Source organism: Dendronalium sp. ChiSLP03b, assembly GCF_034531165.2.
Lineage (GTDB): Bacteria > Cyanobacteriota > Cyanobacteriia > Cyanobacteriales > Nostocaceae > Dendronalium > Dendronalium minutum.
On the sequence record NZ_JAVRBR020000044.1, the window covers coordinates 1 to 24459 of the forward strand.

Consider the following 24459-nt stretch of genomic DNA (forward strand, 5'->3'; position numbering starts at 1 on the left):
GAAGACCCAGAATTTGAAACCTTCTATACCAAAAACATTTTGCTGAACGAGGGTATCCGCGCTTGGATGGCTCCTCAAGACCAGCCTCACGAACAATTTGTATTCCCTGAAGAGGTACTACCACGTGGTAACGCTCTCTAAGTTTGATGACTTTGAAAAGATAATACCGTGTAGTAAAGCCCTCTAAGGCATGATGGATGTTAATTCATCATCTACTATTCTCCAGTTATCCTCCGCGTTTTGGCGGAGGATTTTCTATTTTTAGTTAATAACTCTAAAATACTAAATAAAGTTGTGTTATATTGGTTAAAGGTGAAAAACCCAGAGCATTTTGCTCTGCCCTTTTGAGACTAAGACCGCTTAGGCAATAAGGAGGTGATGCCCATGATTGAAAGTAGTAAATGCGTGGGTCATCAGGTTGTAGTTAGCCGGCTGTGTGCCGGGGCTGTTCTCTAAAGGTTAGCCTTAGTTATCGTTGAGATACTGAGTTAGCTCAAATATCTAGGCTGAACATCGGAGTTCCTTCCGGCAGTCTGGTTACAACCTGAAGACCCAACTAGACCGCTCTAGTTTTGATCGACCGATCAAAACTAGAGCGGATAGTTTTTATGGGTAACTTTTGAACAAAGCAGGGGAAAAGCTTCGCTTTGCTCTAAAGGATAAGGGTAAAAGGAATTAAGCAAAGTTCTTTCCCAGTCCTCACTTTCCAAGGATTTTTTAATATGGCGCAACGATTGACTGATGCGGAAATTCAAGAACAGGCAGGTGGTCTTTCAGATTGGACAGTTGAAGAATCTAAGTTGCAGACTACTCGCACATTTAAAGACTTTATTGCAGCAATTGAATTTGTCAATAAATTGGTAGAACCTGCTGAGTCAGCAGGACATCATCCAGATATAGAGATTTCTTATAACAAAGTGAAAATTTCACTTACTACCCATGACGCAGGTGGGTTGACACAAAAGGATTTTGATGTCGCAGCAGTGCTTTCCCAAATCAACTAAACGATATTACTGTACCAAACCCTAGGAACTATGTTTCAGAACCTGGGAAATGGGGACTAATGAGTATGTGAAACCTTACTAGCGCCTCATATATATTAGGCGATTAGATGTGACAGTTAATTAGGCGATCGCTTTGATGTTGCCATCTGGTTTAAATGCTTTATAATGATATGCTATAAAGCTATGTTTTTGCATAAGATAATCCCATCAATTTTTAACATTAAGTTAATCGGTTATTAGCTTTGCAAAAACTAAAATTGTAGTAGTGGCAACTATGCCTCATCAATAGATTTCATTCAGATGTCGTATTTTTGAGAGTAGTGCAGCGAAAACAATTATCTATACAAGGTGTGAGGAGAAAAGGAAAAATGTCTAATCTATTGTGGAAAGCCCTAGTGGTTAGCCCAGCAGTTTTGGGAGCAACGTTGTTAGTTTCGACAACAGCAATTGCCGCTCCAAATGCCACTACAGAAGTATCAACCGTAGTGCCAACTGTTGAAAATCCAGCTGTAACAGAAGTTGCTCAAACACCAGAAATCTTAGCTCAAGCAACTCCAACAGCTAACGATACCAAAGTCCTAGATCAAGTCAACCGCTACAGCAACGAAGGCAACCAAAATACTTCTATATCCCAAGTAACATCAGTTTCCCAGTTTTCCGATGTTCAACCAACCGATTGGGCATTCCAAGCATTGCAGTCCTTGGTTGAACGTTATGGTTGTATTGCTGGTTATCCGAATGGTACTTATCGCGGTAACCGCGCTTTGACCCGTTACGAATTTGCTGCTGGTTTAAACGCCTGTTTGGATCGGGTTAACGAATTGATTGCCACAGCAACAGCTGACTTGGTAACCAAGCAAGATTTAGCAACTTTACAACGGTTGCAAGAAGAATTTTCCGCAGAACTGGCAACCCTACGCGGTCGCGTAGATTCCTTAGAAGCTCGCACTGCTGAATTGGAAGCAAATCAGTTCTCCACTACTACCAAACTAGTTGGTGAAGCTGTTTTTGCAGTCACTGATGCTTTTGGCGATAACACAGGTGATGCCAACAATACAGTCTTCCAAGACAGAGTTCGTCTAGGTTTGCAAACCAGTTTCACTGGTAGAGATGTGTTGACCACTCGGTTGTCAGCGGGTAATGCAACACCATTTGATATCAGAGATGCCGCCAATGGTACTATCCCGAGTTCTGAAGGTTTTCAAACTTTTCAAGTCGATAGTACTGGTAATAACAGCGTCGAGATAGACAAATTGACCTATGAAGCACCCATAGGCCCAGCCCAAGTTTACCTTGCTGCTGCTGGCGGACGGCACAGTCATTATGCTGCTGTGAACAACCCTTACTTCTTTGACAAAACTGACGGTGGTAATGGTGCTTTGTCCAGCTTTTCTTCTGAGAACCCCATCTATCGGATTGGTGGTGGCGCAGGTCTAGCGCTGAATATACCCTTTGGTCAAGGTGGCGGTATCCTGAAACCAAGTTCAATCACTGTTGGTTACTTGGCATCAGAAGCGAACGATCCTGGCATAAGTACAGGACTGTTCAACGGTGACTATGCTGCCCTCGGTCAGTTGAACTTTAGTGTTGGCGATCGCGTAGCTTTAGCTGCAACCTACGTCCACGGATATAATGGTGCAGGTAGTGCTTTGTTCGGTTCAGGTCTGGGTCTAACCAGTGTTGATGAAGGTACTGGTGTCGCCACTCCACTCGGAGTAGTAGGTACCGCACAAGCTAACGTTCTAGATGCTCCAGCTTCCAGCAACTCTTACGGTCTATCAGCAGCATTCAGATTCAGCGAAAAAATTTCACTCAGCGGCTTTGTATCTTACCACGATGTCACCCAGTCTGGTGTAGGTAATGATTTTGAGGCTTGGTCTTACGGTGCTGGTGTAGCCTTAGCTGATATTGGTAAGCAAGGTAACGTATTAGGTGTCTTCGCTGGTGCAGTACCCTATGCTTTGAACCGCCCAGGTTTTGGCGGTGGCGATGTACCTTACCAAATTGAAGGCTTCTACAAATATCGCGTGTCGGATAACGTTTCCATCACCCCTGGCGTTATCTACTTGACTTCTCCTGGTCAAAACAGTGATAACGATGATGCAATTATTGGTACGCTCAGAACAACTTTTACCTTCTAAAGCGTTGCAAAAGCGTTAAAAATTAACTGATAATTTTCAGCTTTATTTCACCCCACCATCAGGTGGGTTTTTTAATTTGGATAGAGGCAATAAACAAACCCCAGTGATGAACCGGAGTATAATAGAAAAAGTTAGGAGTTAGAAGTTAAGAGTTAGGAGGGGCAGAAGACCTTGCGCCCGTACAACAGTTAGGAGTGATGAGTTAAGAATTAAAAGCTTCTAACTTTTAGGATGAGTAACTTTTTCTCAACGAGTTTTTTCATAGAGTTTACAGTATAAAATTGCACACATCTTAAAATCCTAATTTTTAACTTCTAACTTTTAAACGGCAATTGCTATCCTGCGGGTACTCCTTTGGAGAACTCGTTCGGCAAGCCGTTCTCGTACCCCTGCGGGGAAGCAAGCTAGCAAGAGCGGCGACCGAGAAGAGTAAAGTAGCCGCGCAAAGCGCTTCTCCAAGTCGGCATAGCCGACGACAGTCGCTACCCTACGGGAATGCTAAGAGCGAACAATTCGGGAAACCCTTGACGCTCGATGACTCGCTAACGCTGCGCTAACGGCAGTTCCTCATGGGGGAAACCCCCAAGACCGGACTACCTCACCACAGCACTGCGTCCTCTTAGACTCATAAGTTTTAACTTATTACTGCCTATGGAAATATCATGTAAATCTGAATACGCCATTCTTGCCTTACTAGAGATGGCAACTCATTATGAAAGCGGCGAACCGATGCAAATTCGACAAATTGCCGCACAACAAAATATACCCGATCGCTATCTAGAACAGCTACTAGCGACATTGAGGCGCGGGGGTATACTAAAAAGTCAACGTGGATCGAAAGGTGGTTATTTTTTGGCGCGGGAACCTAGGAAAATCAACCTCTTACAAGTTTTAGAATGTTTGGAAGGATCAGATGTGCGGACATGTGAAGAAGAAGTCGATCGCAAAACTTTAGACAGTTCTGTTGTAGATGAAATCTGGCAAGAAGCTTGTCAAACAGCTAATTCAGTGTTGCAAAAATACACGCTTCAGGATCTGTGTGAAAAACGAGATTCCCGGGAACAGTTAGATATCATGTACTACATTTAGTCCCAAGTCCAGGCTCAATAGTCAACAGTATGGAGTTTTTGACCATCGATCGTTGACTCTTAATTCTTGACTAAATAACTCTAATAACTAAGGAATAATTATGCGGATTGCTCGTAACATTACAGAACTTATTGGTCGTACTCCCCTAGTGCAGCTGAACCGCATCCCCCAAGAGGAAGGGTGTGTGGCTCAGATTGTCGTGAAACTGGAAAGTATGAACCCATCGGCATCAGTTAAGGATCGGATTGGGATGAGTATGATTAATGCCGCAGAACAAGAGGGGCTAATTGCTCCTAAAAAGACAGTATTAGTAGAACCCACCTCTGGAAATACGGGAATTGCCCTAGCAATGGCAGCAGCCGCTAAGGGCTATCGTTTAATTTTGACAATGCCAGAGACAATGAGTGGGGAACGACGGGCGATGTTGCGAGCCTATGGAGCTGAACTAGAACTCACACCGGGAATTGAAGGTATGAGTGGGGCAATTCGACGGGCGCAAGAGATAGTGGACAGTACGCCAGGAGCCTATATGTTGCAGCAGTTTCGCAATCCAGCTAATGCTAAAGTCCATCGGGAAACAACGGCAGAAGAAATTTGGGAAGATACTGATGGGCAGGTTGATATAATTGTGGCAGGGGTCGGTACAGGTGGTACGATCACAGGTGTAGCAGAAGTAATCAAAGCACGCAAGCCGAGCTTTCAGGCGATCGCGGTTGAACCGGCCAATAGCCCAGTTTTATCTGGGGGACGACCTGGACCGCACAAAATCCAGGGAATTGGCGCTGGATTTATTCCTCAAGTGCTAAAGGTAAAATTGATAGATGAAGTGATAAGCGTCACCGATGAAGAAGCGATCGCTTACGGTCGGCGTTTGGCAAGAGAAGAAGGGCTGCTATCTGGTATTTCTAGTGGAGCAGCTTTATGTGCCGCCATTCGTGTTGCCCAACGCAAAGAAAACGAGGGACGCTTAATTGTAATGATTCAACCCAGTTTTGGAGAGAGGTATTTGAGTACACCATTGTTCCAAGACTTGGAAACAAAGGTAGCCGCTAGCATCAGCTAACGATAAATTTGGATGAATGGTCGATTCTAAGCAAGATTTTAATCACTACGACACACTCAAAGTCAGTCCCCATGCTAGCCAAGCGGAGATCAAACAAGCTTATCGCCGCTTGGTGAAGTTATTTCACCCTGACAGCAATCAGGATACAGCGGATAAAGAGCAGATTATCCAGATTAATGCAGCATACGAGGTTTTGGGCGACAGTCAAAATCGGCTCAATTACGATCGACAACGGCGGGATGACTCTCGAAAATTAAATAGCGATCGCCGTCAACAGCGTACGGCATCTGTTCAAAAGCATTACCAAGCAACACGGCAAACAGGACGGGATGCAGATGAGCAAATTGAGGAATGGCTGCGCCAAGTTTATCAACCAGTCAATCGCTTGCTTTGTGGCATTCTCTATTCCCTAGAGGAACAAATAGAGCAATTGGCTGCCGATCCCTTTGACGATGAATTATTAGAAGAATTTCAGGAATACTTACAAGCTTGTCGAGATGACCTCAAGCAGGCACAAGTTACTTTTCGTTCTCTGCCGAATCCTCCTAGTCTCGCTAGAACAGCTGCCCACCTCTACTACAGCCTCAGTCAAGTAGGAGATGGATTAGAAGAGTTAGCTTACTTCCCCTTGAACTACGATGAACGTTATTTGCATACAGGGCAAGAAATGTTTCGCATAGCTACAAGATTACACTGCGAGGCGCAAGCTTCGGTTAAGAATTAGTTGTCAGAAGTTATTTTCCTTGTCTTCAAGTCCCCACGTCCCCCTTCAGGTGACGCTCTCTACGAGACGCTGCGCGAACGCAAGCTCGCTAACGTTACGAAGATCGGAAGTTTGGACTCGACGGGAACCGCTAACTAAGATTCGAACTTCCTCACCGCGTCTCCTCATCTCCCCTTGCTCTCCTTTGAGATGAGCAGAACCGCTACAATAGTACCCTAAAGAAGGATTATGCGAAAATAGAGATATTATGACTGCTACTACCGTAAAAACTGAGTATGAAGCGATTATTGGTCTAGAAACCCATTGTCAGCTGAGTACCAATACTAAAATTTTCTCTACCAGTTCTACAGCATTTGGTGCTGACCCCAATACTAATATTGACCCAGTATGTATGGGTTTACCTGGAGTTTTACCTGTACTCAACCAAAAAGTACTGGAGTATGCCGTCAAAGCTGGTTTGGCACTGAATTGCCAAATCGCGAAATATAGCAAATTTGACCGGAAACAGTATTTTTATCCTGACCTACCCAAAAACTACCAAATTTCTCAATATGACTTGCCGATCGCTGAACATGGCTGGTTAGAAATTGAGTTAGTAGATGCTGAAGGTAATCCCATTCGCAAACGCATTGGCATCACCCGTTTGCACATGGAAGAGGATGCAGGCAAACTCGTACACGCAGGCAGCGATCGCCTATCGGGTTCTACCTATTCTTTGGTAGACTACAACCGCGCAGGTGTGCCGTTGGTCGAAATTGTCTCGGAACCCGATTTGCGTTCTGGACAAGAAGCTGCTGAATATGCCGAAGAACTACGCCGCATTGTCCGCTATCTCGGTGTGAGTGATGGCAACATGCAAGAAGGGTCTCTGCGTTGTGATGTCAACATCTCCGTGCGTCCAATAGGACAAAAGGAGTTTGGCACCAAGGTAGAAATTAAAAACATGAACTCGTTTAGCGCCATCCAACGAGCAATTGAGTACGAAATTGAACGGCAAATTGCAGCCATAGAAGCAGGCGATCGTATTGTCCAAGAAACTCGTCTGTGGGAAGAAGGCGCTCAACGCACAAGTAGTATGCGGGTTAAGGAAGGTTCTAGCGATTATCGCTACTTCCCAGAACCAGATTTAGCACCAATTGAGGTGTCAAATCAACAATTAGAGCAGTGGCGCAGCGAACTGCCGGAATTACCAGCCCAAAAACGCCATCATTATGAAAGCGAGTTGGGGCTTTCAGCTTATGATGCGCGAGTATTGACAGAAGATCGTCCAGTAGCCGAGTATTTTGAAGGAGCGATCGCAGCAGGAGCCAATCCAAAAGCAGCTGCCAACTGGATTACTCAAGATATTGCAGCATACCTCAACAAGCAAAAACTCAGTATCACTGAAATTGCTCTGACTCCCACCAATTTAGCTGATATCATTACTCGGATTGAAAAGGGCAAAATTAGTAACGCCCAAGCTAAAGAAAAGCTGCCAGATTTACTGACAGGTATTTCTCCTGAGAAAGCTTTTGCTGGCCAGGAGTTAATTAGCGATCCCAGTGTACTGGAACCGATTATTGATGAAGCGATCGCTGCCAACCCCAAAGAACTAGAAAAATATCGTAATGGCAACACTAACCTTAAAGGTTTCTTTGTGGGACAGGTTTTGAAAAAGACTAACAAACGTGCCGATCCTAAACTGACCAATGAATTGGTAGAGAAGAAACTGAATGCTTAGTTGTGGTTGGAGCATTTGCAGTTGCTTCATCGTCATTAGATAACTCTTATTAGGATGTCAAAAAGTGAAAGGCAAAAGACAGAATCTTTTGCCTTTTTATTTTCTGTTTTTGACTTATGAATTCTAAAATTCTTAATTTGACCAAAATGCGTGAATACTGTATTTACAACTGTGTCATTAGGTAAATTATCTATCCTAGTGATACCAGTATTACGCAGCGATAAAGTCAAATATCAAACCATAGTCCTTGTTTCAATAGTATATAGCCGAATAGGAAGATTTAGAGATTGACAAAAGCTTTGTTTTGAAAATGCGATCGCACTATGTTTATTCTGCTTCTCATCTTGGGAGAAGACTGGCTAACGCTTCGCAATCGTGCCTGCTCTCTGAATCCTGCCATAAATAAGTAGAGTAAAACATGTTTACTGTACATTTTTGCAGTCTCCGGATAACCAAAAAAATAGATAATTATAATAAATTTATGAAATACAAAATAATTATTTTTATATTTCCTTTACCTATGCGTGATAAATTTCGGATATTTTTTCCGGCTTTTTATGAGAAATTCTAGTAATCTGAATATATGTGAGTAAATTAGTTGCTATCTATCATTTAGTTGAAGATAGCTATTTTCTGACCTATGCTATACTTCTTGAATTTTACGGTAAATTCTTGGATGTGGTACTCAAAATAGTGCAGGGTGATTAGTTCTCACCACACAACACCAAAACCATTTTTCAGTGCTTATGAAGAATTTCTTGCTGCTGAGTTGGTCGTTATTGCATTTCACTACACACCTTCTTGGTTTAAATTATCAGCTGACTCACCCTTAGTAAAAATTAGCCATTCTGAGTTCGTAAACAATAATTTCACCCAAGTCTGACACAGAAAATCTCTACAACCTTCCACTTAGACAAAACCTGAAAGCTGATAATTCCTTAGTTTAAAAATATACAAATTTATTCAAATGAGGCTTCACTCAACAAGGTGTATGCAGAGCTTACATTCTAAATCCTCATTGGCTATAATTTCAGGTTGCAAAACACGGATACTAGCTCTACTTTTGCTACTGATGGGCTAGAGCCAATGTCTGGTTATAAAACTTGAGTTACGGTTAGATTAGCCAGATTAGCGAAAGATACAGAAAATCCAGCTGAATTTTGAAATACTATTTTCTGATAAGCAGTTGGACTATTTTGCCATTGGCAAGGGTATAGCGGGGTCTACCACAGCAAATTGTAGTTCGATGAACAATAGCTTAGCAGATATTGGGAAATTAGGAGTTAGGGGTGAAGAATCTCTGTACTAACTCAAATGTGACAGCTATATTTATCTGAACACTACTTTTTAAGATATCGCAAGTGAATTCCACAAAGGTATTCACCAATTTAGGTTGCGAATATTAATTTTATCTGAAATTTATACCAATGAAGACACTTCCTATTAGTAGATATAGATTTTTCCAAAAACTCCAGCCTTTATCCCTGTTAAAAAAAATCACTGGTAAATCTGTTACTGGTTGTTTGCAAGTATTTAGCACTTCAGGTTCTTGGTCAATATATATAGAAGAGGGTAAGCTGATTTATGCCTGCTACTCAGAAAAAATGTTTGAGCCGCTTTACAGAAACTTGCAACGCTTGAGTCAGCAAATTTCTACTCTTCCTTGCGGAATTCACGAGCAGTTGCAGGCAATATTTGAAACTGGTATTGAGAATCAGGCAATACCTAATCCAGATTATCTAGCTATTTGCTGGTTAGTTAGTCAAAAATATATTAGCCCTTTGCAAGCAGCGATGCTGATTGAGCAGTTGGCGCTAGAAGTCCTGGAGTCTTTTCTAGACTTAGAAGAGGGGAGTTATGAATTTATTGGGGAAAGCTTTCTGGATGATATGCCAAAGTTCTGTCATCTGAATTTGCGTTTACTAGTCGAACAATGTCAAAAAGGCTCACCGTATACAGAGAATTTTCAGTCATCAGTTCATCGAGAACAGCGAGTGCAATTTTCTCAGCAAACTCAACCCAAAACTGAACTGCCACAGTCGAGAATACATAGTAATCAAGCAGCAGAATACTCTAATCACTTTGTACCCCGGCAAATTAAAACTGCTGACAGTAGCTATCAGCAAAGTTCTCGAACTTCTGTTGATAAGAAAACTTACACAATTTTCTGTATTAATGACAGCCCGACTATATTGAATGTCATCAAGAATTTTTTAGATGAGCAGATATTTTCGGTGATCGGAGTGACAGATTCTTTTAAAGTGTTAATGGAAATTCTCCGTACCAAACCAGACATAATTTTATTAGATGTAGATATGCCCAATTTAGATGGGTATGAACTATGCTCTTTGTTACGTAAACATGCATATTTTAAAAATACACCTGTAATTATGGTGGCAAGAAAAACTAGTCTGATAGATAAAGCCAAAGCTAAATTAGTCAGAGCTTCTGGCTATTTAAATAAGCCTTTTACACAAGGAGATTTACTAAAAATTCTCTTTCAGCACATTGTGTAATTTACATAACAGATAAAATAAATAAATCAAAACAAATTATTTCGGAGATTCAGGATAGAGTATTACACGGTTGGGCACAATTCTGATTATATAAAATTCTATTAATAAATTAGAGTTAATTAGTAATTACCTAGGAAATAAGGTTATAAGATTATTACAGCCGCTACTGCTAGAGAAGCTTTAGAAGAAAAACCAGATGCGATCGTCATTGATGTAGTAATGCCAGGAATGAGTGGCTTTGAGTTGTGTTACTTTCTCAAAAATTATCCAATTTATAAAAAAGTACCAATAGTAATTTGTAGCACTAAAAATCAGGAAAATCACTATTTATGGGCAAGAAAACAAGGTGCTGATGCCTGTATAAATAAGCCATATACTCCGGAAGAGCTACTAAGTGCTATTCAGTCGGTTGAGGTATTCAAGCACCTTTGACTGAACCTCGTTGAGGAATCCTTCTTGAGTCTTTTGAGTATCAAGTTCTTTAACAAACTCAATTTCTGAAAGAATCTCCTGGCATTGGTCTATGGTTGCTCCATTTATCCCATACAAAATTCCGATTGGATATTCATGAATGCAATACTGAAGCCAGCGAATTTGAATACTCAGTAAGACCTTATGCAATCCAGCATTACTTGGATCGAGCAAGTAGCATTCTTTAAGTAGTTCATAGTCAGTTTTAAAGTTAATTTGCTCGTGGAGATGCTTCACTTTGTAGAAATTTTGGGCTGTGCGAGCAAGCCACAGAACTGACCAAGGATCGTGCTTCTCATAACCACTGAGGAGAGCAGGAAACACAACTCCTTCGTAAAGTTCATAGCGAATTTTATAGTCATATTCGTATTCTTCAGCTTCTAGAAATTCACGAGTCCATTTTTCTTTTTCTGCAATGGAAGCAAACGAAGCAATAAACTGCTGAAGAGGTTGTTTTGCCTCAGAGTGAAGACCAACGGTTTTAAAATGTAAGTACTGTTTATAGTATTCAAGTTCCATATTCTTAAGTTTGTAAGAATAACAAAACTACTTGATATAGCTTAGTTTATTTGGACAAGTTTGACACCAATTATGCAACTGGACAACACCCAGACAATGCGATCGCACTTATGCCAAATTTAGTAAATATGTCACACAGTTAACTGGACTTTTTTTATGCCTTGGCGCATTTCATGTTGTCGTTTTAACCAAGACTGTTGAATTTGCTTACGAAGCAGGGGAGCAAGTTGAGCCAAAAGCGATCGCAGCAGTGGATTTTTTCGTAGTAGTTCGCCTTGTGCGGCTTCTGCTAACTGGAGTTTTTGGGCGCGGATAATTTCTGGTTCGCGTTCCGCTTGAATTTGCGCTAATGCCCTGTCAATTTGCTGGTGTTCGGCTGATGCTTGTAACAACGGTACTAGATGATTAGCAGCAACGATCGCATCGCGCAATGCTACATTGATTCCTTGGGCGCGGACGGGAGACATTGGGTGTGCAGCGTCACCCAGAAGCATTACCCCTGGTGCGTGCCAGCGCGGACAACAACCAACTATAACAGAAAGCCGAATGGGAGACTCGATGGTGTCTGCATAATTACGGAAATGCTCTGCTAGCCAAGAGGGCGAGTGTGATGCCAAAATTTCTCCCCAGTCTGCTTGCTTGGAGTCAGTTTTTTCGTTTGCGGACATCACCCAAGCCAGGTGTAGTTTTCCTTCTTCTACTCCATGAAAGATGCTAAAGACGCGATCGCCATGCAAAATAGTACGAAACACATTATCTGCTGCAAATTTGGGGCTGGCGGCAAGCTTAAACCAGAGAATATCTATATCTTTGGGCTGACGTACCAATTCTAATTTTGCACGTTGTCGCACAACTGAGTTGCGACCATCTGCCCCAATCGTGAGGTTAGCAGAAAGTTTTTGCCCATCGCTTAGTACTACACCAGTCACACGTTGGTTACTCCAACATAAATCTTTGATAGGAACGCCTTGGATGAATTCAAACCCATCATTGGTTTGAGCTTGCGAAATCAGTGCTTTGAGTAGCGGTGGTTGTGAAACTAGCGTACAGGGTCGCTTTGACCCCATTGGCTCCTCAACGCGAAACAATTGCTTTTCTCCTAGAATGAATTCCCACGCGTTCAGTTGTCGATGGGGAATATGCTCCAACAATGCAGATAATCCCATTTGTTCCAGGGCATCTAACCCACTAGGCATTAATCCTTCACCGCGAAATACACGATGAAAGTCTTTTGCTGCTTCAATTAACGTCACAGCAATACCGCGTTGTACAAGTAGTAGGGCAAGTGCAGCACCTGTTGGGCCTGCGCCTACAATTACAATCTGCATTACCCCATACCTCCTAAGTTGTACATCACAATCGTCTGAAAGGATCGGTAGATAGTAGCTTCAATCCTCCTGCTGGCTTGCGTTGTGAGACGGTTTACACCCCTGCGATCGCTTAAAATGAAACATAGACAGCAGCAAACTAAATGACTCAGACACCTCAACCGCCCTAACCTCTGGAAAATAGAGTAGCAAATCTGGAGCGTAATATGACTGACCTCCGAGCAGCAGCAGAAGCGCTTTTGCAAACTGCTCAAATTCATCATCGAAATTTTGAGACAGTAAGTACTGAACTACAATCGCTTCGCCAGCGTCAACTTGAAAGCGATCGACGGTTTGAAATCATGCTAGCCGAACTGAGACAAATAAAAATTGAGAGTGATGCTCGCTTTAACAGCTTGCAAAGCGAGATCCAGGGTTTACAAACTGAGAACCAGCGCATCCTCGATCGCCTTTTTAATCAGCAAAATGGTGAGTAAGCTAACTACTAAAGACAGTCATTTTTAACTTTAGTTTTGCTATTGGACAAGCTTGGCATCAATCATTAAACTGGACGACACTCAGACAAAATACTGTGCATATTCACTACTTGCCCAATGACTGCGATCGCAGGTGCGCCAAATCCCGTCTTTTCTACTTGCTCGACGATTGTCCCTAACTCACCAATCAATTCTTCTTGGTCGGGTCGCGTACCCCAACGCACCAGAGCAATCGGTGTTTCTAAGCTCAACCCAGCCGTACCTAACTGTTCGACAATGTAAGGTAGGTTGTGGATTCCCATATATATCACAATCGTTTCCGAACCGTGGGCGATCGCTTGCCAATTCACTGTCGGTCTATATTTACCTGCTGCCTCATGCCCTGTGACAAAAGTGACAGATGAACTATACAATCGATGCGTTAAGGGAATACCCGCATAGGCTGCCGCCGCAATTCCCGATGTAATCCCAGGTACGACTTCTACAGCTACCCCAGTTTCTACTAATTCTGCCATCTCTTCGCCACCGCGACCAAAGATAAACGGGTCGCCACCTTTAAGTCGCACAACTATGGCATTATCTTGAGCTTTTTCCATCAATAGAGAAGTTGTTTCTTCCTGCAATAGCGAGTGCCTCCCCATCCGCTTACCAGCGTTAATTTTTTCTGCTTGGGGATTAATCATCGCTAGAATTGCCGGACTGACTAAGGCATCATAAATTACGACATCTGCACATTCCAACAAGCTTTTGCCCTTGAGAGTCATTAGCCCTGGATCTCCTGGCCCCGCACCTACCAAATAAACCTTGCCCAAATACTTTTGCCCCTCTTTTTCTGTGCAGTTCATTTATACATTAAATCCTCAATCAAATCCGCTAATTCTGCACTTGCTCCCAAAGGTTGAGCCATTTGGAAAGTTACAGCAGGGAATTGTAATTTTAGCTTTTCTATTGCCTGTGCGATCGCATCGGTTATGCCACCTGCGAATAAAAAGTATGGCAAAATTGCAATTTCTCTATTGCCAGCAGTAACTAACTGTTCTACCTGCGATTCTAAACTCGGTGATACAGACCAATAAGCAGCCACTGCTCGCAGATTTGCTGCTATTGTTTCTATTGGTTGTTGTGAGCCAGGGCGACGACTACCATGAGTTAATACAATCCATGCTTGTGGTTTGCTGGCAGCTATTTGCTTTGCCAGCAATGTCTCTAAACCGGGGTGACTGCCTAAGTATGGTTGTAAGTCAATTATGACATCTTGACCAAGAATCTTTTGTGCCAGGGCGATTTCAGCAGGAATGTCTGTCATCACATGCACTCCCGGTAGCAGAAACAGTGGCAGTATCTTCAGGCGGTCGCAGCCTGATGCAAAAGCACTCTGAGCGAATTGTCTAATCTGCTCGTGCAAAGGCTCAGGACGCATTTCTAGAAAAGCTATACCTACCATTTCGTGCTTTGGAGAGGATACAACACCAATGGCAGGTGTGGGTTTTTGTAAGTTTTTTTGCAGTTTGTTTTGTACTAGCCCCGCCAATTGCTGCATAGCAATTTCTGGGCGTGGGTCACGACTTCCGTGGGAGACTAGCAAATACGCAGATGACATGAGCAAAAGTGTAACCTTCGGTTACTATTTTGCAGCGTCTAGGCTAGATCGACAACAAAATTGTAGCGACATTATCAGTTTGTCAGGACGCGATCGCTTCATTAAAAGAAACGCAAAAACTAGGTGACACAAAGAGGTTTTGCTATGGTCAATATTCAGCTTGGAGTACCTAAAGATGTTTCCGACACACAATCCAAGTAAGCACACCCTTAAAAAAGGGTAAAATGCCCCTGCCATAAGTATTATTCAGCCTTCTTACCTTATTGCTGTTCGGCAGTGTAAGTATAAAAGTTATTGAATGCACCCACCGTTTCAAATCTATAGGAAGGTAACCAGGAACTCAGTTCTAAATCTGTGCGGTAAACACTAAAAACAATGAAGTCTTGCCTTTGCGTAGTTGCTGCTAGAATGTCCTTGATTTCTGGGTTGGCCGAATCTACGAGTTTGTCACACTTGGAATTAAGTAAATTTTCTATGAATCTTGATGTTTTTTTACAAACATCCTGTTTTAAGTATTGTGTCAGCCTCTGCACCGCGTACTCTTCATAGTCAGTCTGACTAGGATTAGTCTTCGCCATTGTCACACTAAATACAGCTACTCCTGCTGCTCCCACATATGTCATAATAGTCAAGGCTTTCATATTTCCTAACTGTGATATGCTATTGTTGTTCGGACTGCAAAGACTCTAAATTAACTGAGTCCGTTCCTTGAACAAAAACTCTTGATTGCCACCCCGAAAAATTGTATAATCAAGATATTGAATGGCGAGCGTAGCCAAGTGGTTAAGGCAGTGGTTTGTGGTACCACCATTCGTGGGTTCGAGTCCCATCGTTCGCCCTGTTAAATCTACAGCAATATATTATATTTTCTAGGGGACAAGTTGTTTCCTAAAATACCAGCAAATCAAGTTTAGTAGAATTTGCTGTCCATATCTCATTCTAATAAGCAGACATTCTATAAGATTAAATTATCAAAATATAGATGTATATAAGCAAATTTACCTGAAAAATTTAGCCACCAAAACAAAGTTGATATTCCTCTGGAGTGATATTAGGGTTGGTTGTTAAATAATCATGCAGGCGATCGCAGGCTTGGGTCAATAATTGATCCAGATCCAATGTTTGCAGTTCAATTTTTTCCAGGTTCCACAGTTTGACTGTGGCATCCTGACCACCCGAAGCCAATATTTTGCCGTTGGGACTAAAACTAACGCTTTTCACACCGCCGTTATGTCCTTGGAAGGTTTTAAGCAAGACACCATTGGCAACACTCCAGAGTTTGATGGTATCGTCATCGCTGGCTGAGGCAAGCATTTTGTTGTCAGGTGAGAAACTCACGTTGGCAACTAAATCGCTATGGCCTTGTAGGGTTTTGAGCAGAGAACCGTCGAGACTCCAGAGTTTAAGAGTTTTATCCTGACTGGCTGAAGCTATAGTTTTGCCGTCGGCAGCGAAGCTAATATCCCAGACACTAGCGCTATGACCTTGCAAGGTTTTGAGCAGGCGACCGTCGAGACTCCAGAGTTTAATGGTTTTATCTGCACTGGCAGAAGCAATCGTTTTGCCATCTGGGCTAAATTTGACCTTAGTTACCCAACCGCTATGTCCTTGCAGGGTTTTGAGCAAGCGACCGTCGAGACTCCAGAGTTTGATGGTTTTGTCTGCACTGCCAGAGGCGAGAATCTGGTTATTAGGACTGAAACTCATACTCATTACCCAATTACTACGATCTGCAAAGGTGTGGAGCAAATTACCTTCTAGTTTACGAATCTGGATAGTTTGGTCTGCACTTGCCAAGGCAACTGTTTTGCCATCGGCAGCAAAGCTGATGCTAGTGACATCATTAATCGGGGAAGGTAATGTTTTGAGCAACTGACCGTCCAAGCTCCAGAATTTCATAGTGTTATCGGTACTGAGTGAGGCAACAGCATTGCCATTAGAGATGAAGCTGACATGATTCACACTACCTTTGTGCCCATAAAAAGTTTTTGGCAGCGTTCTGTCTAGATTCCAAAGTCTGATGGTGTTGTCATCACTAGCTGAGGCGATTGTTTTACCATCTGGACTAAAACTGACACTATTTACTTCATGGTTATGCCCTTGGAGTGTACCCAGCAAGTTACCCGCACGAGTCCAGAGTTTAATAGTTTTATCAGCGCTAGCAGTAGCAATTGTATTACCGTCATTGGAGAAAACTACTTTCCAAATGCGATCTTTATGTTCTTCGAGAGTTCTCAGCAAAGTACCGCTACGACTCCATAGTTTAACAGTGCAATCGGCACTAGCGGAGGCAATTGTTTGTCCATCTGGGCTAAAACTTACACCCAAGACCTCTCTATCATGAGCTGGTATGCTTGTAAGCAGGCGACCATCCAAACTCCAGAGTTTAACTTTACCGTCATCACTGCCGGAGGCAATGAGATCGCCTTGCGGTGAGAAACTCACACTGTTTACACCTCGGCTGTGTCCGCTGAGAATTGCGAGTAACTTGCCGTTACGACTCCAAAGTCTAATTGTATTGTCATTACTACCAGAGGCAATTATCTTACCGTTAGGTGAGAAAGTGACGCTATTCACCCCATCAATATGTCCTGTAAAAATATTGAGTAGCTTGCCATCACGACTCCAGAGTTTGATGGTATTGTCAGTACTGGCAGAGGCAAGAATCTGACTATCTGGTGAGAAACTCACACTATTCACTGCATCGCTATGTCCTGTGAGAGTGGTGAGTAACTTGCCATCAGGACTCCAGAGTTTGATAGTATTGTCAGTGCCAGCAGAAGCAAGTATTTCTCCATCAGGTGAGAAACTGACGCTAGTAACCCAAGAATTATGCAGCAACCGATTGCGTTCTTGGGTTCCATAAACTGTCTCTTGGAGGATAGTTGTTGCTTGAGTTTGGATATTGACTGGAATCCCAGGAGTTATCTTCTGTAATTTCCTACCTGCTTGGACGCTGGTTAGTAATGCTTCTAGCTGTTTATTGGAGAAAAGAAAGTTTTCCGATAGAGAATTTAGCGCCTGTAACTCTTGCAGTTGGGCTTTTTGGGTTTGCTGGTAAGCCAAAACAGCTAAACCAAAAGCAGTCAGTCCCAGAATACTAATAATTGCTACAGTTCTTTGAGCTTGTCTGAGTCTACTTTCTTCTTTTTGTTTTTGTTGTCGTCTTTCTTGTAAACAAGCTTCAATAAAATTTTGGACATCGACAGATAATTCATCAACGTAATTAATATAAATTTCTTCCGCTGCTGCCAGCCGAACGCCGCGCAATAAGAAATCAGGTTCTTCATCGCTTTGTTTCCACAAAGCTGCTGCTTGCTCAATTTGACGATGCGATCGCAATCTGGCACGATTTTCTTCTAGCCACCAGCGTAATGTTGACCAGTGTCGAATTAGTATTTCGTGGGCTACTTCTATAGTTACCGCCTGAGATGGGTAGAAAGATTTGCTCTCCTGCTTCTCTGCTCCTCTGCTCCCCTGCTCCCCTGCTCCTCTGCTCCCCTGCATCCCGTACTCTTCGAGATTGACAACAACAAGCTTGGCAGCAATTAACGCTTGTAATGTGCTTTCTACCAATTCCGCTGGATATTTTTTGACAATTAACTCAGATTTCAGTACTCTGCGTCGCGTATCTTCTGTACCTTCACCCAACTGCGTCAGTGATAAGAAAATCCAGCGGGCACACTCTTGAGCTTCTGGATCTAAACTATCGTAAACTTCTTGTGCCTTAAGTTCCAGCGCTCTTTTAATTCCACCTAAGTGCTGTTGGTACGCTTGTAATGTGATTTCACCATTTTCGCGGTATTCCCACAACTGCTCTAAGACAAATTCCAATAATGGCAAATCACCAGGGGAGTAGTGTAATTCCTGTACCAATACTTCCACCAGTTCAGCATCTACTGTTAAGCCAACTTGTTCGGCGGGTTTAATAATGATGCGACGATATTCTTCTTCTGTTAAGCAGGGAGGTAGCAGTACACTCGATTGCTGCAACAGATTCGCTAATGTTGGTACTTCCAAACAAGGGGCGATAAAGTCTGCCCGCAAAGTAATAATTAATTTAAATTTGTCTGGTGCATACTCCAGCGCCCCCAAGACAATTTCTAAAAAAAGCTGTCTATCTTCACTAGCTGCCAGGGTGAATAATTCCTCAAACTGGTCTACTACCAAAACTACCATTGGTTCTGGTCGCTTCAGCACCCAGCGAGCAAATCCTTCTACACCCTGGTACAACATCCCTTCTAGTTGCATTTGGTGGTAAGCTTTTTCTCGCTCAGTACCGCTATCTACCAAGCGACGTGATAAAGATTCCAAAGGATTTACACCAGGGCGAAAGCTTCTCATCCACCATTCTTGGCTACCGGGTAGCTGTTTCCCATGTCGGAGTTGGGACATTAAACCCGCCTGGACTACCGAAGATTTTCCACTGCCAGAAGCTCCCACCACAGCAATAAATGACTTTACAGCCAAGTTGTAAATCAGTTGTTGAGTTATAGTTTCTCTACCGTAGAAATACTGAGCGTCTTCTTCGCCAAAAGCTCGCAATCCCTGGTAAGGGCAAATTCCTAAATCAATTGCTGCTGTGTGTGGAATGCGTCTATTGCCAGTGCTGGCAGGTATCACTTCAATTACACCTTGTGTGCCAGATAACCATATGTGCATTGGAAAGGCATTTGCACAAAACAATTGCAATTGTGTAATCCAAGCTGCTGCTGACAAACTAGATTGTTCTTGGGCTGCTTGCAAGGTAGAATATAACGCTTGGGCGAATTGTTCGGGGTTTTCTTGAGGGGAAGTCGCAGCAATTATACATTGTCCTTGGTCTGAGCCAAGTTGCAAATCTTCTACCCAATCTTTTAGGGATGCAAGGTTTTGCGTCCCGACGATGCAATCTAAGATGATGATTTGTTGTGTGTAAGAAGAATGTCGTAGCTGTCGTCTTAACCAAGAACGACTTAACTGAATATCTTCTGTTAGTACTAACGCAGCTTCTTCTGCTTCAACTTCAAGTCGCCCGCGCAGATATAAAAGTACTGTGGCGAAATCGTGCTGTTGAATGGGGGTGCAAGGACTTGGGCTTTGAGTGTTTAGACACTGTTGAATTACTGTACGTAAATCTTTGGCAGTGTTATTGTGCCTAGGCCAATACTCTAACTCAAAACCACCAATAGTGCTTAATAGTTTGCTAAAAGCCAAGATAGTCTGATTGGTAGCCAGTCCCTCAATAATTAGTGCTTGTCGCGGGTGGGTTGATTCCACAACCTCTGGTTTGAATCCGAGAATAACTTCTCCCACACCTTCTACAATTCGTTTGGGAGTTTGTTGCGGATATTCTGAATAAAGCTTGGTGTCGCCTCTTGTTTTGTTTTGCTGATTAATCAGCCGTAATTGTTGGTTAGTCTGCTCGATATATTGCCGCGTCTGATGATAAACATAACGGTAAAGCCTATCAGCATCAATCATGCCTTGTGCATCAGCTGCTTCACCCTGCAACCCGCGCATCAAATAATAAGTAAATACTCCATGTCCCAGTTCGGGAAATTCCCAAGATTGTTGATTTGTATCACAAGAAAGTAAGGCATAAAATCCTTTGCTTTGTTTTGCCCGTTGGCGGAATAATTCCACTATCTGAGGTGTGGGGTTGGGCAAAGATTTTATTGTTGTGTCACTTCTGGCTCCTCGGAATGTCATGTCACCGCTATGACAAGCATCCAACCAGACTAATTGCGTTTGTGCTTCACTATTTCCTAAAAGCTGCAAAAGCTCTTGTAACCTTAAACTTGTATTCAGTAAGTTATCTGTTTGAGTATCTGCCAGACATAAAACTGCTTGCTGTGAATTTGGCTCCAGCATCCCGTGTCCGGAGAAATAAAATAAAATCGTGTCCTGTGGTTGAGCAGTAGCAGCAATTCGGTGGAGACTTGCAAGCACATTGGAGAATGTTGGCAGATGAGAGGCAAAATCGTGGTGAACCCATTTTTGGATTTGGGGAAATCTTTGAGTAGCATCTGCTAGAGCTGCTGCTAAACCCTGACAATCAACAGCTGAGTATAAGAGCGAAGGTAGTCTCGCATCTTGGTATTGGTTAACACCTACCAGCAACAGCCAAAGTTTTGTTTCTCCTATTTCTAGGACATGAGTTGAGTTACTGGTAGCAACACCGAGTGGAGACATACCGATTTTGGATTAGGAATTGGTAAGAGAATAATACTGAGATTTCTGGCACTATAACTTGCTTCTGTTTTCTGAATTCTTTAACACGGGATGAAATTAACGTAAATTCAACACATTTAGTATTCACTTGTTCCCTAGCACTTCTGTTTGTAGAGAAGAGGGGACTAAAAGCTTGATTTTGACCTCATTCTCTTTCTGCCTTCAGTGTATTTAACAGTATTTCGTTCATATCGATACTTTATATTATAGTAATTTCAATGTTACTTTTCATTTACACCAGGTAGACACCCACGGGCAAAAGCCCACAATGAGGAAATAAAAGTTTCTTTCCCCTAGACCCCTATATCCCTTTTTCTCCACTCCCCACTCCCTATTCTATTGTGAGGATTATGGCATTTTTATAAACTCATATAAAAAACAGCCAATTTGGCTACATCCATTGGATTGTCTCTGCTAAAGTGTTAACAGTAAATGAATTGCGGGCTTGATTGTCCAAGGTTTATTACATTTGTAAGAGCATTTTAAGTGGTTTTCATTTCGTGAGTTCTACTTATTATACTCTGCTAATATATTGCTACTTTTCTTGTGGTAGCAATAGTCATAACTCCTCCTTCCCTCAAAAGTAACGACTAGTATAAGTCCTTGTTGGTTTACTTACTTTATTACCTCGCCTATTCTGATATAGACGAGGTATTTTTTATTTGAAATATTTGAGGCGATCGCTATTCTCAGTCTTCGTCTTATTATTGCTAATAAACTTAGTTTATTCTCCTGAATTTAAACCAATCACCCCTATGATAATTAAAGTAATGGATATAAATTTCATCACTGTCATAGATTCACGAAAGCAAATAATACCAATGCTAGCAATTAAAGTAGTTCCTAGTCCTGACCAAACAGAATAAGCAACACTGATTTCAAGTCTTTTGAGAGAAAGAGTTAAGAAACTAAAACAAATTCCATAAAATACAAATATTAATATTGAAGGAATTATTTTAGTGAACCCTTCTGATAATTTCATACAAGTTGTGCCGGAGACTTCAAAGATGATTGCTAATACGAGATAAATCCAACTGGTTAACATATATGTTATGGATACTTGATGATGAGGTAGTGCCAGCAATGAGATTTAATTATATCTGCTAAGCGAAATGTATTACAGCAACTTTCAGGTATTCAGACTACAGCTGAGGCGATGATTAGGGAGTAGTGTAGTTCAAGGACTTGAAAATAACTGTCAATCAAAATCTACTGTTAATAAGGTAACCATTTCTGCTATTTTCACAACAATCTTAAGAATTAGAAGTTAGAAGTGTTAAATTCTTTTTTCTTATCTTCCAATTTCTAGTCTCTAATCCCCAGCTCATAATTATTTTCAAGTTGGCTTTTGTCGAGTTTACCGAACTGTAGAGATGTGAGTTACCGTACATCATATTTACTTACATTTTTGTTCGACAATCATCATAAAACAAGTGAAAAAACCGAATTTACATCACTTTGATTTGTGAATATCATGAAAACAAATCAAAGATTAAAAGTCTGAATCGCTGGAAACAAATACTACTTATACGAGGTAGATATATGACACTAGTACGTTGGAACCCTTGGCAAGACATTAATACATTACAACGCCAAATTACTCGTGTATTTGATGAAGATATGCTGACACCTACATTTGTTGAAACAAATTTATCCAGAATTCCTGCTGCTGAGTTACAAGAAACCGAAAATGCAATTCATCTCAAGCTAGAACTTCCAGGAATTGAAGCCAAAGACCTGGATGTACAAGTTACCGAAAAAGCTGTTTACGTTAGTGCTGAACGGAAATCTGAAACTAAAACTGAAGATAAAGGCATTATCAAGAGCGAATTTCAATATGGTAAATTCGAGCGCGTAATTCCTTTACCTACTCGAATTCAAAATACCAACGTTACTGCTGATTACAAAGATGGCATCTTGCATCTGACACTGCCTAAAGCCGAAGAAGAAAAGAACAAAGTTGTCAAAGTCAATCTAGCATCAGTTGCCTAACTCTCGCTTTTATCTACCAGTAATCCGTTAAGCTAAATAAAAAGCACTGCCCCAAATAAAAGGGGAGTGCTTTTTATTATTGTCAACAAAAAGGGTTTGGAAAATCAAGGCTTGATGTTGGGTTTCACTTAGTTCAAACGCCACTTTGCTCAAGTCGAGCTACTGCTTTGCGGAGGACACTGCCTTCCCGTTGTGGCAAGTGGCTCCCCAACCTACCAGTGATTAAATTACATACCCTTTTTGTGGTGAGCTGTACTTAGTTCAGCGCATCCTCCCGATGGGTTTCGATCTCGCAGTCAGAAGTAGCGTAGGCATAGCAGGTTAGAACATTTCCCGCAGCAATTTGGTCGTCGTCTAAAAAGTTCTGGTCTGACTGGTCAACTGTACCTTTTTTGAGTATGCCGTTACAGCTAGAGCAAGAACCAGACCGACAAGAGTAGGGTAAGTCTAAACCAGCTTCTTCAGCAGCATCCAGGATGTACTCATCGTCAGGAACTTCAATTGTTTCATCTATTCCTTCGGCTTCGTTAAATAATCTAACCTTGTAAGTTGCCATTTAACATTCCTTATGTAAACATAAACTCCATATTCGATACTATGGGTTTACGTGCTGCCGATCTAGAGCTGACTACAATAAAACTGGAGTAACCAAGATTTGTGTTGAGATGCATAGCAAGAGATACAAGACATGCTTGCTAGCAGCACCTCAATTGATTTATGGGGTTTCCCTTGTGCTTTCAGAAGGCAACGTGTTGTTTTGGTCAAGAGAATTGTAGCGACCGTCGTTTTCCTGTATTTTGACTTCTTCATCTGTACCAGACTGGTATCTAATCTTTAGCACCAAAATTACAGAGGCCAAAATTAAGGTCACGACGTTAGCAGCAAGGATAGGCAGATCGTGAATAGAAACGCCATAAACTAACCATAAAATAATACCTATACATAGGATAATTAACATACTCCAAGAAAGGTCGTCAGCTGATTTTGACTTCCAAGTTTTGATGAGTTGAGGCAGATATGCAATTGTAGTCAGTACTCCTGCTACAAGCCCTAGAGTAGTTGTAAAGTCAATTTCCATTTTTGTTCGCCACCTCAAATTTTTCAGATCGGTAGTACCGTGTGGGCAGAGACATACAGCAGTTTGCGACTGGATGCAATACAACCAGGGCCACATTCGCCACCGTATCTCACTTAGTTGAAAAGTGCTGTATTTGATTGAACGATTGAACATTACCACACTCTCATTACCCGCTAATTCTCTCCAAAGGTGTCTTTTGTTGCACCGTGTGCAGTAATTCTAAAAACTAATTTTTGGAGTTGGCATAAAAAATTTTGGTCTTCCTAGCTAAGTAGGTAGACATAATTAAATGTAAGATGTCATTGCGTTCGCGTAGCGTCTCGTAGAGAGGAAGAACGATGTAGGCAGAGCCTTCTCGCAGAGTAGCAATCGCAAAGACTGGGATTGCTTCGTTCCTCGCAATGACAGAGCATATTATATTTTTTTAAGTCTATCTACTTACAGCAACACAGACTATCATCAAGTTCTAATATTGAATTAGCGCCATGTTCAGTCATCAAAAGCCCATTAACACTTCATGCGAAT

At 41.9% G+C, this 24459-nt stretch carries 19 protein-coding genes, 1 tRNA gene and 2 pseudogenes; 13 read left to right on the plus strand and 9 right to left on the minus strand.

Annotated features, from left to right (window positions below):
* From RMY31_RS10985 to RMY31_RS11030, 10 genes and pseudogenes are all read left to right on the plus strand, one after another.
* Window positions 1–141 (plus strand): annotated as a pseudogene (locus RMY31_RS10985) (photosystem II D2 protein (photosystem q(a) protein)); the annotation flags it as partial.
* Between the two features lie 581 nt (window positions 142–722).
* Window positions 723–1004, plus strand: coding sequence for a 4a-hydroxytetrahydrobiopterin dehydratase (locus RMY31_RS10990; RefSeq protein ID WP_322657651.1), 282 nt, complete (start codon window positions 723–725; stop codon window positions 1002–1004).
* A 368-nt stretch (window positions 1005–1372) separates the two neighbouring features.
* Window positions 1373–3145, plus strand: coding sequence for an iron uptake porin (locus tag RMY31_RS10995; protein WP_322657652.1), 1773 nt, complete (start codon window positions 1373–1375; stop codon window positions 3143–3145).
* Between the two features lie 332 nt (window positions 3146–3477).
* Window positions 3478–3702, plus strand: a complete 225-nt coding sequence (locus RMY31_RS11000; RefSeq protein ID WP_409877836.1) for a hypothetical protein — start codon at window positions 3478–3480, stop codon at window positions 3700–3702.
* Between the two features lie 94 nt (window positions 3703–3796).
* Entirely contained in the window at window positions 3797–4234 is a 438-nt protein-coding gene (locus tag RMY31_RS11005; RefSeq protein WP_322657653.1) for an Rrf2 family transcriptional regulator, read from the plus strand.
* Window positions 4235–4334: 100 nt separating this feature from the next.
* Complete coding sequence (cysK, locus tag RMY31_RS11010) at window positions 4335–5297, plus strand: cysteine synthase A (RefSeq protein WP_322657654.1); 963 nt, start codon at window positions 4335–4337, stop codon at window positions 5295–5297.
* A 16-nt stretch (window positions 5298–5313) separates the two neighbouring features.
* Window positions 5314–6021, plus strand: coding sequence for a J domain-containing protein (locus RMY31_RS11015; RefSeq protein ID WP_322657655.1), 708 nt, complete (start codon window positions 5314–5316; stop codon window positions 6019–6021).
* 244 nt (window positions 6022–6265) lie between these two features.
* A complete protein-coding gene (gatB, locus tag RMY31_RS11020; RefSeq protein ID WP_322657758.1) occupies window positions 6266–7741 on the plus strand; it encodes an Asp-tRNA(Asn)/Glu-tRNA(Gln) amidotransferase subunit GatB in 1476 nt (491 codons plus the stop codon).
* Between the two features lie 1427 nt (window positions 7742–9168).
* On the plus strand, window positions 9169–10257 hold the full coding sequence (locus RMY31_RS11025) for a response regulator (protein WP_322657656.1): 1089 nt from the start codon (window positions 9169–9171) through the stop codon (window positions 10255–10257).
* Window positions 10258–10357: 100 nt separating this feature from the next.
* A pseudogene (locus RMY31_RS11030) lies at window positions 10358–10689 on the plus strand (PleD family two-component system response regulator).
* Here the strand turns inward: RMY31_RS11030 and RMY31_RS11035 are convergent.
* Both RMY31_RS11035 and RMY31_RS11040 read right to left on the minus strand, forming a co-directional pair.
* Complete coding sequence (locus tag RMY31_RS11035) at window positions 10648–11247, minus strand: hypothetical protein (RefSeq protein WP_322657657.1); 600 nt, start codon at window positions 11245–11247, stop codon at window positions 10648–10650. The pseudogene RMY31_RS11030 and the gene RMY31_RS11035 overlap by 42 nt on opposite strands.
* 131 nt (window positions 11248–11378) lie before the next feature.
* Window positions 11379–12575, minus strand: coding sequence for an FAD-dependent oxidoreductase (locus RMY31_RS11040; protein WP_322657658.1), 1197 nt, complete (start codon window positions 12573–12575; stop codon window positions 11379–11381).
* 206 nt (window positions 12576–12781) lie between these two features.
* Here RMY31_RS11040 and RMY31_RS11045 point away from each other — a divergent pair, with 206 nt between their 5' ends.
* Window positions 12782–13051 carry a hypothetical protein gene (locus tag RMY31_RS11045; RefSeq protein ID WP_322657659.1) on the plus strand — a complete coding sequence of 90 codons (270 nt, stop codon included), beginning with the start codon at window positions 12782–12784 and terminating at the stop codon, window positions 13049–13051.
* A 65-nt stretch (window positions 13052–13116) separates the two neighbouring features.
* Here RMY31_RS11045 and cobA read toward each other — a convergent pair whose 3' ends face one another.
* From cobA to RMY31_RS11060, 3 genes are all read right to left on the minus strand, one after another.
* A complete protein-coding gene (cobA, locus tag RMY31_RS11050; RefSeq protein WP_322657660.1) occupies window positions 13117–13896 on the minus strand; it encodes a uroporphyrinogen-III C-methyltransferase in 780 nt (259 codons plus the stop codon).
* Complete coding sequence (locus tag RMY31_RS11055; protein WP_322657661.1) at window positions 13893–14651, minus strand: sirohydrochlorin chelatase; 759 nt, start codon at window positions 14649–14651, stop codon at window positions 13893–13895. The genes cobA and RMY31_RS11055 overlap by 4 nt, the downstream gene beginning before the upstream one ends.
* Window positions 14652–14911: 260 nt before the next feature.
* The gene (locus RMY31_RS11060) at window positions 14912–15292 is read right to left on the minus strand and encodes a DUF4359 domain-containing protein (protein WP_322657662.1); all 381 of its coding nucleotides are present in this window, start codon (window positions 15290–15292) and stop codon (window positions 14912–14914) included.
* Window positions 15293–15416: 124 nt separating this feature from the next.
* On the opposite strand from RMY31_RS11060, the gene RMY31_RS11065 reads away from it, so the two are divergent.
* A tRNA-His gene (locus RMY31_RS11065) sits at window positions 15417–15489 on the plus strand.
* 173 nt (window positions 15490–15662) lie between these two features.
* On the opposite strand, the gene RMY31_RS11070 is transcribed toward RMY31_RS11065, so the two are convergent.
* Both RMY31_RS11070 and RMY31_RS11075 read right to left on the minus strand, forming a co-directional pair.
* Window positions 15663–20825 (minus strand): eIF2A-related protein, encoded by a 5163-nt coding sequence (locus RMY31_RS11070; protein WP_322657663.1) that lies wholly within the window; start codon window positions 20823–20825, stop codon window positions 15663–15665.
* 763 nt (window positions 20826–21588) lie between these two features.
* Entirely contained in the window at window positions 21589–21909 is a 321-nt protein-coding gene (locus tag RMY31_RS11075) for a multidrug efflux SMR transporter (protein ID WP_322657664.1), read from the minus strand.
* Window positions 21910–22406: 497 nt separating this feature from the next.
* Between RMY31_RS11075 and RMY31_RS11080 the strand changes: the two genes are divergently transcribed.
* Entirely contained in the window at window positions 22407–22856 is a 450-nt protein-coding gene (locus RMY31_RS11080; RefSeq protein ID WP_322657665.1) for an Hsp20/alpha crystallin family protein, read from the plus strand.
* A 256-nt stretch (window positions 22857–23112) separates the two neighbouring features.
* On the opposite strand, the gene RMY31_RS11085 is transcribed toward RMY31_RS11080, so the two are convergent.
* Together RMY31_RS11085 and RMY31_RS11090 are read right to left on the minus strand one after the other, a co-directional pair.
* Entirely contained in the window at window positions 23113–23412 is a 300-nt protein-coding gene (locus RMY31_RS11085) for a 2Fe-2S iron-sulfur cluster-binding protein (RefSeq protein ID WP_322657666.1), read from the minus strand.
* 159 nt (window positions 23413–23571) lie between these two features.
* Window positions 23572–23934, minus strand: coding sequence for a SemiSWEET transporter (locus RMY31_RS11090; RefSeq protein ID WP_322657667.1), 363 nt, complete (start codon window positions 23932–23934; stop codon window positions 23572–23574).
* Between the last annotated feature and the right edge of the window lie 525 nt (window positions 23935–24459).

Bases quoted from the DNA above. Each gene is read 5' to 3' on its own strand.
- RMY31_RS10990 (WP_322657651.1), top strand. From the start codon at position 723: ATGGCGCAACGATTGACTGATGCGGAAATTCAAGAACAGGCAGGTGGT.
- RMY31_RS10995 (WP_322657652.1), top strand. From the start codon at position 1,373: ATGTCTAATCTATTGTGGAAAGCCCTAGTGGTTAGCCCAGCAGTTTTG.
- RMY31_RS11005 (WP_322657653.1), top strand. From the start codon at position 3,797: ATGGAAATATCATGTAAATCTGAATACGCCATTCTTGCCTTACTAGAG.
- cysK (WP_322657654.1), top strand. From the start codon at position 4,335: ATGCGGATTGCTCGTAACATTACAGAACTTATTGGTCGTACTCCCCTA.
- RMY31_RS11015 (WP_322657655.1), top strand. From the start codon at position 5,314: ATGGTCGATTCTAAGCAAGATTTTAATCACTACGACACACTCAAAGTC.
- RMY31_RS11025 (WP_322657656.1), top strand. From the start codon at position 9,169: ATGAAGACACTTCCTATTAGTAGATATAGATTTTTCCAAAAACTCCAG.
- RMY31_RS11035 (WP_322657657.1), bottom strand. From the start codon at position 11,247: ATGGAACTTGAATACTATAAACAGTACTTACATTTTAAAACCGTTGGT.
- RMY31_RS11040 (WP_322657658.1), bottom strand. From the start codon at position 12,575: ATGCAGATTGTAATTGTAGGCGCAGGCCCAACAGGTGCTGCACTTGCC.
- RMY31_RS11045 (WP_322657659.1), top strand. From the start codon at position 12,782: ATGACTGACCTCCGAGCAGCAGCAGAAGCGCTTTTGCAAACTGCTCAA.
- cobA (WP_322657660.1), bottom strand. From the start codon at position 13,896: ATGAACTGCACAGAAAAAGAGGGGCAAAAGTATTTGGGCAAGGTTTAT.
- RMY31_RS11055 (WP_322657661.1), bottom strand. From the start codon at position 14,651: ATGTCATCTGCGTATTTGCTAGTCTCCCACGGAAGTCGTGACCCACGC.
- RMY31_RS11060 (WP_322657662.1), bottom strand. From the start codon at position 15,292: ATGAAAGCCTTGACTATTATGACATATGTGGGAGCAGCAGGAGTAGCT.
- RMY31_RS11070 (WP_322657663.1), bottom strand. From the start codon at position 20,825: ATGTCTCCACTCGGTGTTGCTACCAGTAACTCAACTCATGTCCTAGAA.
- RMY31_RS11075 (WP_322657664.1), bottom strand. From the start codon at position 21,909: ATGTTAACCAGTTGGATTTATCTCGTATTAGCAATCATCTTTGAAGTC.
- RMY31_RS11080 (WP_322657665.1), top strand. From the start codon at position 22,407: ATGACACTAGTACGTTGGAACCCTTGGCAAGACATTAATACATTACAA.
- RMY31_RS11085 (WP_322657666.1), bottom strand. From the start codon at position 23,412: ATGGCAACTTACAAGGTTAGATTATTTAACGAAGCCGAAGGAATAGAT.
- RMY31_RS11090 (WP_322657667.1), bottom strand. From the start codon at position 23,934: ATGGAAATTGACTTTACAACTACTCTAGGGCTTGTAGCAGGAGTACTG.